At 72.8% G+C, this 13,265-nt stretch carries 15 protein-coding genes; 6 read left to right on the top strand and 9 right to left on the bottom strand.

Annotated features, from left to right (window positions below; all coding sequences use genetic code 11):
* Nucleotides 1-322 precede the first annotated feature (322 nt).
* Both MRBLMG1_RS00490 and MRBLMG1_RS00485 read left to right on the top strand, forming a co-directional pair.
* Nucleotides 323-1,132 (top strand): IclR family transcriptional regulator, encoded by an 810-nt coding sequence (locus tag MRBLMG1_RS00490; RefSeq protein ID WP_367819557.1) that lies wholly within the window; start codon nt 323-325, stop codon nt 1,130-1,132.
* A gap of 28 nt (nt 1,133-1,160) precedes the next feature.
* Nucleotides 1,161-1,292: a hypothetical protein gene (locus MRBLMG1_RS00485; RefSeq protein ID WP_367819556.1), complete on the top strand. Its 132-nt coding sequence runs from the start codon at nt 1,161-1,163 to the stop codon at nt 1,290-1,292.
* A 22-nt stretch (nt 1,293-1,314) separates the two neighbouring features.
* Here MRBLMG1_RS00485 and MRBLMG1_RS00480 read toward each other — a convergent pair whose 3' ends face one another.
* The gene (locus tag MRBLMG1_RS00480; RefSeq protein ID WP_367819555.1) at nt 1,315-1,995 is read right to left on the bottom strand and encodes an ABC transporter ATP-binding protein; all 681 of its coding nucleotides are present in this window, start codon (nt 1,993-1,995) and stop codon (nt 1,315-1,317) included.
* Nucleotides 1,992-3,071, bottom strand: a complete 1,080-nt coding sequence (locus tag MRBLMG1_RS00475) for an ABC transporter permease (protein WP_367819554.1) — start codon at nt 3,069-3,071, stop codon at nt 1,992-1,994. Before MRBLMG1_RS00475 ends, MRBLMG1_RS00480 begins: the two co-directional genes overlap by 4 nt.
* Nucleotides 3,072-3,183: 112 nt before the next feature.
* Between MRBLMG1_RS00475 and MRBLMG1_RS00470 the strand changes: the two genes are divergently transcribed.
* Together MRBLMG1_RS00470 and MRBLMG1_RS00465 are read left to right on the top strand one after the other, a co-directional pair.
* Nucleotides 3,184-4,386, top strand: a complete 1,203-nt coding sequence (locus MRBLMG1_RS00470; protein WP_367819553.1) for a sensor histidine kinase — start codon at nt 3,184-3,186, stop codon at nt 4,384-4,386.
* A complete protein-coding gene (locus MRBLMG1_RS00465) occupies nt 4,383-5,009 on the top strand; it encodes a response regulator (protein WP_367819552.1) in 627 nt (208 codons plus the stop codon). Before MRBLMG1_RS00470 ends, MRBLMG1_RS00465 begins: the two co-directional genes overlap by 4 nt.
* A gap of 71 nt (nt 5,010-5,080) precedes the next feature.
* Here the strand turns inward: MRBLMG1_RS00465 and MRBLMG1_RS00460 are convergent, their stop codons facing one another.
* The 7 genes from MRBLMG1_RS00460 to MRBLMG1_RS00430 form a co-directional block, all read right to left on the bottom strand.
* On the bottom strand, nt 5,081-5,284 hold the full coding sequence (locus tag MRBLMG1_RS00460) for a hypothetical protein (RefSeq protein ID WP_367819551.1): 204 nt from the start codon (nt 5,282-5,284) through the stop codon (nt 5,081-5,083).
* 118 nt (nt 5,285-5,402) lie between these two features.
* The gene (locus MRBLMG1_RS00455) at nt 5,403-5,879 is read right to left on the bottom strand and encodes an amphi-Trp domain-containing protein (RefSeq protein WP_367819550.1); all 477 of its coding nucleotides are present in this window, start codon (nt 5,877-5,879) and stop codon (nt 5,403-5,405) included.
* 2 nt (nt 5,880-5,881) lie between these two features.
* Nucleotides 5,882-6,313: a DUF7144 family membrane protein gene (locus tag MRBLMG1_RS00450; protein ID WP_367819549.1), complete on the bottom strand. Its 432-nt coding sequence runs from the start codon at nt 6,311-6,313 to the stop codon at nt 5,882-5,884.
* A gap of 28 nt (nt 6,314-6,341) precedes the next feature.
* Complete coding sequence (locus tag MRBLMG1_RS00445) at nt 6,342-6,809, bottom strand: SHOCT domain-containing protein (protein ID WP_367819548.1); 468 nt, start codon at nt 6,807-6,809, stop codon at nt 6,342-6,344.
* Nucleotides 6,810-6,854: 45 nt separating this feature from the next.
* Nucleotides 6,855-7,052: a hypothetical protein gene (locus MRBLMG1_RS00440; RefSeq protein ID WP_367819547.1), complete on the bottom strand. Its 198-nt coding sequence runs from the start codon at nt 7,050-7,052 to the stop codon at nt 6,855-6,857.
* Between the two features lie 131 nt (nt 7,053-7,183).
* Nucleotides 7,184-9,931 carry a LuxR C-terminal-related transcriptional regulator gene (locus MRBLMG1_RS00435; protein WP_414721479.1) on the bottom strand — a complete coding sequence of 916 codons (2,748 nt, stop codon included), beginning with the start codon at nt 9,929-9,931 and terminating at the stop codon, nt 7,184-7,186.
* A 144-nt stretch (nt 9,932-10,075) separates the two neighbouring features.
* A complete protein-coding gene (locus MRBLMG1_RS00430) occupies nt 10,076-10,396 on the bottom strand; it encodes a DUF5955 family protein (protein ID WP_367819545.1) in 321 nt (106 codons plus the stop codon).
* Nucleotides 10,397-10,592: 196 nt separating this feature from the next.
* On the opposite strand from MRBLMG1_RS00430, the gene MRBLMG1_RS00425 reads away from it, so the two are divergent.
* Together MRBLMG1_RS00425 and aceB are read left to right on the top strand one after the other, a co-directional pair.
* A complete protein-coding gene (locus MRBLMG1_RS00425; protein ID WP_367819544.1) occupies nt 10,593-11,207 on the top strand; it encodes a nucleotidyltransferase family protein in 615 nt (204 codons plus the stop codon).
* 226 nt (nt 11,208-11,433) lie between these two features.
* Nucleotides 11,434-13,056, top strand: a complete 1,623-nt coding sequence (gene aceB / locus MRBLMG1_RS00420) for a malate synthase A (RefSeq protein WP_367819543.1) — start codon at nt 11,434-11,436, stop codon at nt 13,054-13,056.
* The last annotated feature ends 209 nt before the right edge of the window (nt 13,057-13,265 follow it).

Below are 13,265 nucleotides of genomic sequence, written 5' to 3'. Positions count from 1 at the left end.
CCCCTTCTTCAAGCACTTCGGCGAGAAAATTCAACGAACTGTTGAAGGAGTCTTCACTTCCGGACGACATGTCGTCAAGGGCACACTTCCAGCATCGCCCCTCGGCGAACCCGGCTTGGACGTTTCCACAAAGTGGAATGGAAATTCCGTACAGTAGAACGTAGCTCCGCACATGTGGGGCGGACCCGGATCCTCCCGGGCCCTCGCCGACACCGGACAAACACCCCCTGACCGGCCCGTACCCCGGGCCCGGGACCATGTGTCCCGGCCGGTGGCCCGGTAGGCTGCTGCCTTGCCCGCCTGCCTCGAAAGGACCGTTGACGTGCCGACGTCCAGCGCCAGCACCACCGACGCCGCCAAGCCCTCCGCCGCGAGCGGTGGCGTCCAGTCCCTTGAGCGTGCCTTCGACCTCCTGGAGCGGATGGCCGACGCCGGGGGCGAGGTCGGGCTCAGCGAGCTCTCCGCCAGCAGCGGACTCCCGCTGCCCACCATCCACCGCCTCATGCGCACCCTCGTCGCCTGCGGTTACGTGCGGCAGCAGCCCAACCGCCGGTACGCGCTCGGCCCCCGCCTCATCCGGCTCGGCGAGTCCTCCGCCCGCCTCCTCGGCACCTGGGCCCGCCCCTACCTCGCGCGGCTCGTCGAGGAGACCGGCGAGACGGCGAACATGGCCCTGCTCGACGGCGACGAGATCGTGTACGTGGCCCAGGTGCCGTCCAAGCACTCGATGCGCATGTTCACCGAGGTCGGCCGCCGGGTGCTGCCGCACTCGACCGGCGTCGGCAAGGCGCTCCTCGCGCACACCCCGGCGGACGAGGTGCGCGCGCTGCTCGCCCGTACCGGCATGCCGGCCGCCACCGAGAAGACGATCACCACGCCGGACGGCTTCCTCGACGCGCTCGTCGCCGTCCGCGAGACCGGCTACGCCGTCGACGACAACGAGCAGGAGATAGGAGTCCGCTGCCTCGCGGTCTCCGTCCCGGACTCCCCCACCGCCGCGGCCATCTCCATCTCGGGCCCCGCCGGCCGCGTCACCGAGGCGGCCACCGAGAAGATCGTCCCGATCCTCCAGGAAGTGGCCCGCGAGCTCTCGGCCGCCCTCGCGAACACGTCGGGCAACGGCCAGGCCTGACACCGCGCTGCGCTCCGACGTCGACGGGGTGATCGAGGTGCGCGCGGCCCGGCGGTTCGTCCCGCCGGACGGCGACGGGGCCCCGGTCTGGACGGCCCTGCGAGAACGGGCCGCCGTCCACGGGGACGAGAACGTCCCCCTGGTCGCCCGGTTCGGCTGACCGCGCGGGCCGGCCGCGTGGTTCAGGCCCTGACCGGCGCCGTGAGCCTGCCGTCCTGGACCGTCACCGTGTGGTCCGTTCGGGCGAGGTGGGCGCGGTCGTGGGTGACCAGGACCGTCGCCGTCCCCCGCTCGACGGTGAGGGTGGCGAGCAGGTCCATGACCGCCGCCCCCCGCTCGTGGTCGAGGGCGCTGGTCGGCTCGTCGACGAGGAGGACGGACGGCTCGTTCATCAGGGCCCGAGCGATGTTGACGCGCTGCCGCTGACCGCCGGACAGCTGGTGCGGCCGCCGGTGGGCCTGGTCGGCGAGGCCCACCGCGTCCAGGAGGTCGAGGGCCCGGCCCCGTACCGTCTTGGGCGGACGCCCGGAGAGATGGGCCATGACCTGGAGCTGCTCGGCCGCGCTGAGCGAGGGCAGCAGATTGGGCTGCTGGAAGACGATCCCGATGTGCTCGCGCCGCAGCTCCGCCTTGGCGGCTGAGGTGAGCGACCCCGTGTCCGTACCGGCGACGACGACCCGCCCCTCCTCCGGGGTCACCAGGGTGGCGGCCACCGCGAGGAGGCTGGACTTGCCGGAGCCGGACGGTCCGACGACGGCGGTGAGCGTGCCCGCGGGCACGTCGAGGGAGACGGCGTCGAGGGCGGTGAGCCGGCCGTCGCCGTCGGGGTAGGTGAGGGTGACGGCGTCGAGGACGAGACTCATCGGGCGCTCCCGAGGGCGGTGAGGGGGTCGACGGCGGTGATCCGCCGGATGGACAGGGCGGCGCCGAGCACGCCGAGGACGACGATGACGCCGGCCGGCCCGAGGACCGTGAGCGGCTCCAGGACGAAGGGCACGTTCCCGCCGCTGACCAGCGCGCCGATGCCGACCGCGAGCGCGGTGCCGAGCAGGGTCCCGGCGGTGAGCATGAGGACGGCCTGCCCTAGGGCGTCCTTGAGGAGGTACGGGGTGGAGGCCCCGAGCGCCTTGAGGACGGCGACGTCACCGCTGCGCTGGATGGTCCAGACGGTGAAGAAGGCTCCTATGACGAGCGCGGAGATGGCGAACAGGAAGCCGCGCATGAGCTGGAGCGAACCGTTCTCGGCCTGGTAGGACCCTATGGCGGTGAGGGCGCCGTCGGGCGTCCTCGCCTCGGTCCCCGCGGCCTTGTCACCGGCCGCCCAGTCCACGTCGTCGCCGCCGCTCAGCGCGATGACGGTGGCCTGCTCCTGCGGGGTGGTGCCGCTGCGGCCGAGTTGCTGCCAGTCGTCGAGCGAGGTCCACACCACCGGGGTGTGGCTGTAGGAGGCGTCGCCGGAGACCGCCGTGACGGTGACCTCCAGGGAGCCGAGGCGGACGGCGTCGCCCGCCTCGGCGCCCAGCTCCTCCGCGGCCGACTCCGACAGGACGGCCTTCCCCGCGCCGACGGACACGGGCGCGATCCCCGCGTCCGGCTCCGTGCCGAAGGCGGACACGGCGGCGGTACGGTCCCCGGCGGCCGCGTTGAGGGTACGGATGCCGATCGGATCGGCACCGGTCACCCCGGTCTGCCCGGCCCACCGCCGCCACTGCTCCTCCGTCACCGTCGAGTTGGTGAAGGAGGCCGACTGCCCGGACGGCGGCGCCGCGAAGGCCAGCCGGTCGGCGGGCAGACCGGTGATCGCGGAGACGTTCTCCCGCGCGAGTCCGGCGGTCAGCCCGGACAGCAATCCCACGAGCAGGGTGATCAACACGATCACGGTGCCCATGAGGGCGAACCGCCCCTTGGCGAATCTCAGGTCTCTCCATGCCACGAACATGCTGACCAGAGTGGTCGGCGGAGCCCCCTGCGGGCATCGCGCCACGGATGGCTCCACAGTCAAACTTTCGGTTGAGTCCGGATTGTCTCCGGCTGTCTACCCTGGAGGGATCATGGATCCCCGCTCCTCCCTCCACCCCGCCCGGCGCCCCCTCACCCCCGCCCTGCGCGCGCTGCGCCTGTGCCTGCACCTCCTGATGGCGGGCCTGCTCGTCCTGGCGGCGGTACGGGCGCACTCGGCCTCCGGGACGGCGATGGCGGTCGTCACCGGCGCCGTCTACGCCGCCGGCTCGTCCCTGCCCTCCGTGCGGAACTCCCAGCGGGCCGCCGCCGTGTGGCTGACGGCCCTGGGCCTGTCCTGGCTGGTGCTGCTCTTCCTGACCCCGGAAGCGCTCTGGCTGGCCTTCCCGCTCTACTTCCTCCAGCTGCACCTGCTGCCCGCGCGCTGGTCGCTGCCGGCCGTGGCGCTCACGGCGGTCGCGGCGATCCTCTCGTACGTGGGGCACGGCGCCGCGCTCAACCCGGGGGTCTTCATCGGGCCCCTGCTCGGCGCGGCGGTCGCGGTGGCGACGGTCCTCGGCTACCAGGCCCTGTACCGGGAGAGCGAGCACCGGCGCAGGCTCATCGAGGAGCTGATCGAGACGCGGGCCGAGCTCGCGGCGGCGGAGCGGCACGCGGGCACGCTCGCCGAACGGGAGCGCCTCGCGCGGGAGATCCACGACACGCTCGCGCAGGGCCTTTCCTCGATCCAGCTGCTGCTGCGGGCGGCCGAGCGGGTCCTGCCGCCCGACTCCCCCGCCGCCGGGCACATCGGCCGGGCGCGCGAGGCGGCGCAGGACAACCTGGCGGAGGCGCGGCGCTTCGTCCGCGCGCTCTCCCCGCCGGACCTGGAGCACGGCTCCCTCGCCGCGGCCCTGGAGCGCCTGTGCGAGCCGGTCACCGGTGTGGCTCCGGGGGCCGGGCCACGGGTCCGCTTCTCGATGAGCGGGACGCCGGTCGAGCTGCCCACCCCGTACGAGGTGGCGCTGCTGCGGATCGCGCAGTCGGCGCTCGCGAACACGGTGCGGCACGCCATGGCCTCGCGGGCGGAGATCACCCTGTCGTTCATGGGCGCGTCGGTGACGCTGGACGTGGTCGACGACGGCCGCGGCTTCGACCCCTCCTCCGTACGTCCGTCGTCCGACGGCGGCTTCGGGCTTCCGGCGATGCGCTCGCGGGCGGAGTCGCTGGGCGGCACGTTCACCGTCGAGTCGTCACCCGGCCAGGGCACGGCGGTCGCCGTCTCCCTCCCCCTCCCCGCTGGAGCGTCCGCATGACCATCCGACTTCTGCTCGCCGACGATCACCCGGTGGTACGGGCGGGCCTGCGCGCGGTCCTCGACACGGAGCCGGACTTCGCCGTGGTCGCGGAGGCGGCCACGGCCGAACGGGCCGTGGAGCTCGCCGCCGCCGGGGACGTGGACGTGGTCCTCATGGACCTGCAGTTCGGCTCGGGCATGCACGGCTCGGAGGCGACGGCGGCCATCACGGCGGCGCCGGACGGGCCGAAGGTGCTGGTCCTGACCACGTACGACACGGACGCGGACATCCTCGCGGCGGTGGAGGCGGGCGCCTCCGGCTACCTCCTGAAGGACGCTCCGCCCGAGGAGCTCGCGGCGGCGGTCCGGACGGCGGCGGCCGGGCAGTCGGCCCTCGCGCCCGCGGTGGCGCACCGGCTGATGGACCGCATGCGGACACCGGCGGAGGCGCTGACCAAGCGCGAGCTCGAGGTCCTCCAGCTGGTGGGCGAGGGCCTGTCCAACCAGCAGATCAGCAAGGCCCTGTTCCTGAGCCAGGCGACCGTGAAGTCGCACCTGGTGCACATCTTCGCGAAGCTGGGCGTGGACTCGCGCACCGCCGCGGTGGCGACGGCGACGGCCCGGCGGCTGATCAGGCGGTAGGCGGTGTCCGGTGGGGGCGCCGGGCCGGTAGGTACGCCGGTCAGACGCCGGTGCGCCCGTCGGGACGCCGGTCAGCGCGCGGTCGTCGGGGTGCCGCGGTCGCCCATCAGGTCCTGGAAGGAGCGCATGCACGGCAGGCAGTGCCGGTCGGTGCGCGTTCCGTCCGCGCCGCGGTCGACGGGCTGACCGCACAGGCTGCTGACGGCCTCCTTCGCGATCACGTGCCAGACCAGCAACCCGCTGGAACAGTCGGGGGCGATGTGCATCTCGTACATGGCAGGTTCCGTTCTCCGGGTGTCCGGGTTCCCACCCAACTCCCGCCCGGCGACTGTGGCACGGCGGCCAGGTCAAGCGGGTGAAACAGAAGCACACCGTCCCCCGAGCGGCCCTGGCTCACGTGCGCTTCGCGGCGGCGCCCCCGGACTTGGCGGGTGCTGCGGACTTCCGGCCCCGGGGCGCGGGGGCGGACGACGCGGTCTTGGGCTTCGCCTTGGGTTTGGTTTTCGGCTCGGTCCTGGCCGTGACCTTGGGTTCGGCCTTCGGTTCGGCCCTGGGCTCAGGCGTGGACTCAGGCTTGTCCCCGGCCTCGCCCTCGGGCTCGGCGTCGGGCTCGTCCTTGGGCTTCTCCTTGGCCTTCGACCCACCGCCCGTCGGCCACTTCAGTTCGATCTCCAGCTCGATCTCACCGTCGCCGACCTCGAACTCCACCTCGCTGCGGAATTCCTCGGGGACCCGGAGGCTCAGCACACCGGGCCCCAGCGGGAGCTCGGCTTCGTCTCCCTCCCTGAAGGCCGCGGCGAGGGCTTCCAGCAGCTCCGCGGCCTCGATCCGGGACAGGGAGCTCTTCTGTTCGAACTTCAGGTCCTTCACGGCTACCTCCCGGTGGTGGCGCGCTCGTCATCGCCTCGGTCGACGCACAGGGCCCAGATGATGAACCCGGACATCGCGATCATGATCACGGACCACACCGGGTAGTACGGCAGGGACAGGAAGTTGGCGATGACGACGAGTGCGGCGATGCCGACGCCGGTGTACCGCGCCCAGGCGGCCGCCCCGAACAGTCCGAAGCTGACGAGCACGGCGACCACGCCGAGCGCGAGGTGGATCCAGCCCCAGCTGGTGAGGTCGAACTTGAAGACGTAGTTGGGCGTGTTGACGAAGACCTCGTCTTCGGCGATGGCCATGATCCCGCGGAAGATGCCGAGCAGTCCCGCGAGGGCGAGCATGACGGCGGCGAAGACCCGAAGGCCCCCGGCCCACGCGTACTTCGCCGATGACGCGTGAGCGGTGTGCGTGGCGGTCATCTCAGTCTCCTCTTTCGTCCGACCCGGCTCACTGACGGGGGGTGGTCGTGCCCGTGCCGGAAGGCGTGGACGGGCGGTCGTCGTTCAGGACGAGGTCCTTGGCCCGGCGGAACTCCTCCTCGCTGATGTCACCCCGCGTGCGGAGTTCGGCGAGCCTGCCGAGTTCCTCGGCCTTGCTGGGAGCGCCGCCGCCGGTGGCGGTGTCGCGGACGTAGGCGTCGAAGGCCGCCTGCTTCTGCTGGGCGCGCGCGATCTCCCGCTGCCCCATCGTCTTGCCGCGGGCGATGAGGTAGACGAACACGCCGAGGAACGGCAGCAGGATGACGAACGCGAGCCAGCCGGCCTTGCCCCAGCCGCCCAGGGTGTCGTCGCGGAAGATGTCGCCGATGATCCGGAAGAGCAGGATCAGCCACAGGATCCACAGGAAGAACCACAGCATGGTCCAGAAGGCGCCCAGCAGCGGATAGTCGTAGGCGAGATAGGTCTGCGTGTCCATGTTTCAGCTCCGTTCCGGGCCGTTCTCCGCGCAGGTCCGCCCTGGTCACTCCGGCAGTCGCCGCAGTTCCGCCAGGTGCAGTCCGAGCGACTGGAAGCGGGCCAGCAGGCCGTAGAGGTGTCCCTCGTCGACGAGGGGGCCGTACAGCACCGTCTGGCCGGAGATCACCACGTGCTCCAGCTCAGGGAAAGCTCCGATCAGCGTCTCCGACATGTGCCCGTCGACGCGGATCTCGTACTTCATGAGGTGCCCTCCCGAGGGTGGCTGCCACGGGGCCGGTCGTGCCCGTACCGCCATGATCCGCCGTCAGGCCCCATTCCGCCTCACCCGGAACGGGTGACTCACCGCCCTCAGGGGCCCCTCCCGTACCCCGGTCACAGCAGTCCCAGCTCGCGGGCGCGTCGTACGGCGTCGTTGCGCCGGTGCACCGACAGCTTCCGGTAGGCGCTCTTGAGGTGGGTCTTCACCGTGTTCACCGACACGTACAGATCGGCGGCGATGTCCTCCGTCGACATCGTCCGCGCGAGCCGCTCCAGGACTTCGTGCTCGCGCGGGCTGAGCTGCTCCAGCAGGGGTCCGGGGTCGTCTCCGCCCCGGTTCCGCTCGGCGTGCGTCGGCGCGGGGCCGGGCCGGGTCGGACCGGCGTGCGCAGGCGCGGGGGCGGGCAGGGTCCGCTCGGCGTGCGTCGGCGTGAGGTCCGGTACGAGCCATCCGGCGGCCAGGGACCGCAGGGGTGGCTCCGCCAGGAAGGGGAGGATCCAGGGGCCGGCCTCCCGAAAGGGGCGTCTCAGCTCCTCTCCACGCCCCTCCAGCAGCGCCTGGGCGAGCAGTCCGCGGGCGGTGGCGGCGTCACCGGTGAGCTTCGCCGCCTGGGCCCGTACCAGCATGGCGGGTACGACCACTCCCGGGCCGGCCCGGGAGTGGTCCGGGTGGCCGTCGAGCAGGCGGAGGGCCGCGCCGGGGTCGCCCGCGGCGACGAGGGCCCGCGCCGCGCCGACGGTGCACAGCGGCTGTTCCCCGGCCACCCGCCGAAGGGCTTCGCCCGCCGCGTCCGGGTCGCCCTCGGCCAGGTGGGCGGCCGAGGCGACCAGGGCGGCGCGGCCCTGGGCCCAGGGCGAGTGGTCGGCGGCGGGGACGGCCTGGGCGGCGACGGCCAGAGCGGCCCGCGTACGGCCCCGGGCCAGGAGCACACCGGCGGTCACGAAGCGGCGGGCCGCGGCCGCCACCGGGTCCGCCGGCGGCGGATCGTGCGCCGTGTCGGCGAGGAGGGCCTCGGCGCGGTCCACGTCGTCCCGGTCGAGGGCGACTGCGGCCAGGACCAGCTGTCCGAGGCCGGAACCCGACGGCTGGGGGGCGCCGTACCGCTCGGCCTCGGCCGTCATCGCGTGGACCTTGCGTTCCGCCGCGCTCGGCCAGCCGTGGAGGTGGTCGACGAGCGCCAGGTGCTCCAGGGCCCCCATCCGCGGGAGCACCGTGGCCGCCGTACGGGGACCGCGGGACACCGCGGTGAGGGCGGCCCGGGCCTCGTCGAAGTGTCCGGCCCACAGCCGGGACGCGCCCACGTGGGTCAGCAGCAGGGCGCCCAGTTCCGGATGCCCGTCCACCAGGCGGGGCGGCAGCTGCGGCATGAGGCGGCCGGCCGACCGGGCGGCTCGTTCGGCCCGGTGCGCGGAGCCGGACAGCCGTCCCGCCAGCGCTTCGAGGAGGGCGCGGCTGAGCTGGGCCGCGCGGGAGCCGCCGTCGTCGGCCGCAAGCTGTTCCTCCGCGCGGCGCAGGTGGGCCAGGCCCTGGCCGAGGTCGAAGCGGGACAGCTCACGGGCGGCGCGGACGAGGTTCGCGGCCGGGTCGCGCGTCTCCGCCTCCAGGCCCGCGAACCATTCCGGGGGCACCTCGGTGCCCAGGCCGGTGAAGAGCTGCCCGATCGCCAGGTCCTCGACCAGGGCCCGGGCGACGTACGTCCAGTCCTGCGCGGCGGCGCCGTGGGCGAGCATCTCCGGGAGCGCGCCGGAGCGCCGCAGCCAGTGTGCGGCGCGGCGGTGCAGCCGTGGTTCGAGGCCGGGGGCGCGGCGGCGCAGATGGGCCCGGAGGATCTCCCGGAACAGCGGGTGGAGCCGGTACCAGCCGTGCCCGAAGTCCTCGACGAAGGCGTTGGCGCGGTGCAGTTCCGCCAGGATCTCCGCCGCGTCGGTCCGCTCCGTCAGCTCGTCCGCCAGCTCGGGGCGGAAGCGGTCGAGCACGCTGATCCGCAGCAGCAGGTCCTGGGTCTCGGGCGTCTGCCGTTCCAGTACCTCGGCGAGCAGGAAGTCGGCGATCGCGCCCCGCCCGGCCTCGAACTCCTTCAGGTAGCGCTCCGGGTCCGGGCTCGACCGCGCGGCCAGGGCGCAGAGCCGGAGTCCGGCCGCCCATCCCCGGGTGCGTTCGACCAGCGGCCGGGCCCCGGGGACGTCCAGGGGCAGTCCGTGGAGTCCGAGGAGCGTGACCGCCTCCTCGGGGGTGAAGGCCAGCTCGGCGTCCCGGATCTCGGTCATCTCACCGGCGACGCGGTAGCGGTGGAGCGGGAGGAGCGGCTCGGTGCGGGTGACGAGGACGAGGCGCAGTCCCGGCCTCGCGTGCTGGAGGACGAAATCCAGCTGCCGCGCAACCTCCGGGTCGGTCATCTGGTCGTACTCGTCGATCACCACGACGACGGGGCGGTCGCGACCGGCGAGTTCCGCGGCGAGCCGGCTCAGCAGCGTGTGGTGCACCCGGGTCGCGTCGGCGGGGAGGCCGATCGCCGCGGGTATCGGCACACCGGCGGCGTCGAGGGACCGGATCAGATGGGCCCAGAACATGCCGGGCCCCTCGACCGCCGCGTCGAGCGTGAGCCAGGCGACCGGCTGGTCCAGGCGCTCGGCCCAGTCGGCCACCAGGAGGGTCTTGCCCGCCCCTGCACAGCCGTTGACCAGCGTCAGCGGGGTCAGCAGGGCCTGGCCGAGGTGCTCGTCGAGCCGTGCACGGCGCAGGAACGTGGCGGGCCTGCCCGGAAGGGTGAACCGCGTCCTCAGGTACGGGTCGCCCAGGGGGTCGAGGCCGGGGAGCGAGGTATCCGGAGGGACCTCGTCTCGCGTCGCAGCCACGCCCACCACCGCCTTCCGGTCGGGGCCCGCCTGCGTCGGGCCCCCTCCAGGATGGAAGTGTTCTCCCGTACTCGGCCACCGCACAGGGCTCCGCGGACCCCTGCCCGGTACCCGAAGGTCCCGGTCCGGCGGGGTGGTCGGCCGATCCGGTCAGGCCTGGCCGGAGCCGGGCGGCCCGAAGAGTTCGATGGCGCGGCGGACGCCGGCGAGGCCCTCGGCGAGGGCGCTGACCGAGCCGACGGACCCGGCGACGAGGAGCAGGGAGCGGCGCAGCCGCCGTACCTCCGGGGCGCCGCTGAGGGCCATGGCGTCCAGCGCGGCGAGCTCGTCCTCGGCGATGCCGCGGTCGGCGAACTCGGCCCGGTGGCCTGCCAGTTCTCGCCTGAGCCGGGACACGGCGGAGCGCAGTTCGGCCACCCTTGGGTCCACACCCTCGCCGGTCACTCGCCTCTGCCCCACGCTTCGCAACATGGTTCTCCCCCCGCACGACATCGTGCGCAGAACTCCGTACGACGAACACTCCGAGCACTCCGGACGGACCCGCCGGACGACGGCCGGGCGCCGCGAGCCGCGGGCCAGTTAACTCCTTCGCCACCCCGGCGCGCCACCCTTGGTGGGCGGAATTCAGGCGACCGTGTCATTCCGCCGCATGCGGTATGCAGTCCTCATGACAACCGCAGAAGATCGAACCCCGCTCATCGCCGGCCTCCTCCTCGCCGCCGGGGGCGGCAGGCGGCTCGGGGGGCGGCCCAAGGCACTCCTGACCCACCGCGGGCGCCCGCTGGTCGAGCACGCGGCGGGGGTCCTGCGGGCGGCCGGCTGCACGGTGGTGCACGTGGTGCTCGGGGCGTCGGCCGGCGTCGTGCGGGAGCGGGCGGAGCTGGACGGGTGCGTGGTGGTGGAGAACCCGGAGTGGCCGGAGGGCATGGGCTCCTCCCTGCGGGCCGGCCTCGCGTCGCTGGCGGCGGACCCGCGTGGCGTGGACGCGGCCCTGGTCATGCTGGTCGACCAGCCGGGCATCGGCGCCGAGGCGGTGGCCCGGGTCCGGGCGGCGTACGGGTCGCGGGACTCGCTGGTCGCGGCGTCCTACGACGGGCACCGGGGCCATCCGGTGCTCTTCGGCGCGGGGCACTGGGCGGGCATCACCGAGAGCGCCGTGGGCGATCGGGGCGCGCGGGACTATCTGGCGGCGCACCGGGATGCGATCACGCCGGTGGACTGTTCGGATGTGGCCGAGCCCTACGACATCGACACGGAGGCGGACCTCTCGCACCTGGAGTGAACGGGTTGGCACCGAGAGCCGCGGTCTGTCGATCCGGAGAATCTCGACATCAACAAACCATTGAACTTCCACCATGAGGAAACTAGTATCCACTGTTCAGAAGCGCCTGCTAGTTCAGAGGGCGCTCGCGGCCGTATCTCGGCGCCCGCGGCACTCCGTGCCCTCCCGTGACGCCCGGCGGCCGCTTGGCACCGCCCGTGAAGTCCGCTGAAGGAAGTGACAGTTCATGTCCGCACCAGCGCCGTCCCCCCTGGTCGTCGTCGATGCCGAGCCCCTGCCGCGTCAGGAAGAGGTGCTCACCGAGGCCGCCCTGGCCTTCGTCGCCGAGCTGCACCGGCGGTTCACCCCGCGCCGGGACGAGCTCCTCGCCCGCCGGGCGGAGCGCCGCGCCGAGATCGCCCGTACGTCCAGCCTGGACTTCCTGCCGGAGACCGCCGCGATCCGCGCCGACGACTCCTGGAAGGTCGCGCCGGCCCCGGCGGCCCTGAACGACCGCCGCGTCGAGATCACCGGCCCGACCGACCGCAAGATGACGATCAACGCGCTCAACTCCGGCGCGAAGGTCTGGCTCGCCGACTTCGAGGACGCCTCGGCGCCGACCTGGGAGAACGTCGTCCTCGGCCAGGTCAACCTGATCGACGCGTACTCCCGGAAGATCGACTTCACGGACCCGCGCTCCGGCAAGACGTACGCCCTCAAGCCCGCCGACGAGCTCGCCACGGTCGTCATGCGGCCGCGCGGCTGGCACCTGGAAGAGCGCCACCTCACCTTCGACGGACGCCCGGTGCCCGGCGCGCTCGTGGACTTCGGCCTCTATTTCTTCCACAACGCCCAGCGCCTGATCGACCTCGGCAAGGGCCCGTACTTCTACCTGCCGAAGACGGAGTCGCACCTGGAGGCCCGCCTCTGGAACGACGTCTTCGTCTTCGCCCAGGACTACGTCGGCATCCCGCAGGGCACCGTCCGCGCCACGGTCCTCATCGAGACCATCACGGCCGCGTACGAGATGGAGGAGATCCTCTACGAGCTCCGCGACCACGCCGCCGGCCTCAACGCGGGCCGCTGGGACTACCTCTTCTCCATCGTCAAGAACTTCCGTGACGGCGGCGCCAAGTTCGTCCTCCCGGACCGCAACGCGGTCACGATGACCGCGCCGTTCATGCGCGCCTACACCGAACTCCTCGTCCGCACCTGCCACAAGCGCGGCGCGCACGCCATCGGCGGCATGGCCGCCTTCATCCCGTCCCGCAAGGACGCCGAGGTCAACAAGGTCGCCTTCGAGAAGGTCAAGGCCGACAAGGACCGCGAGGCCGGCGACGGCTTCGACGGCTCCTGGGTCGCCCACCCCGACCTCGTCCCGATCGCCATGGCCTCCTTCGACGCCGTCCTCGGCGACAAGCCGAACCAGAAGGACCGCCTCCGCGAGGACGTCTCCGTCGCCCCCGGCGACCTCATCGCCATCGACTCGCTCGACGCCAAGCCCACCTACGACGGCCTCGTCAGCGCCGTCCAGGTCGGCATCCGCTACATCGAGGCCTGGCTCCGCGGCCTCGGCGCCGTCGCCATCTTCAACCTGATGGAGGACGCCGCCACCGCCGAGATCTCCCGCTCCCAGATCTGGCAGTGGATCAACGCCGGCGTCGTCTTCGAGAACGGCGAGACCGCCACGCCCGAGCTCGCCCGCAAGGTCGCCGCCGAGGAACTGGCCGCCATCCGCGCCGAGATCGGCGACACCGCCTTCACCGCCGGCAAGTGGCAGCAGGCCCACGACCTCCTCCTCCACGTCTCCCTCGACGCCGACTACGCCGACTTCCTCACCCTCCCCGCGTACGAGCAGCTGGTCGACTGACCTCGGCACCACCCCGCACAGGCCCCGCCCCCGGTGAACGCACAGCTCCGGGGGCGGGGCTCTGCCGTGTGGCCTGTGGGGCACCAGGGGACGTGACGGAACCGAGATATGCAGCTACCTAGCGGTAACAAGCCGGGACGTGTCAGATTCCGCCATGTCACCGGCGCCGGCGGCTGTCCCCCACATCACTGCGTACCGCAGGAGCACAG

Source organism: Streptomyces sp. LMG1-1-1.1 (assembly GCF_040815545.1).
Lineage (GTDB): Bacteria > Actinomycetota > Actinomycetes > Streptomycetales > Streptomycetaceae > Streptomyces.
Note: the sequence above shows the minus strand (reverse complement) of the source record. Positions and strands in the feature narration are given on the sequence as shown.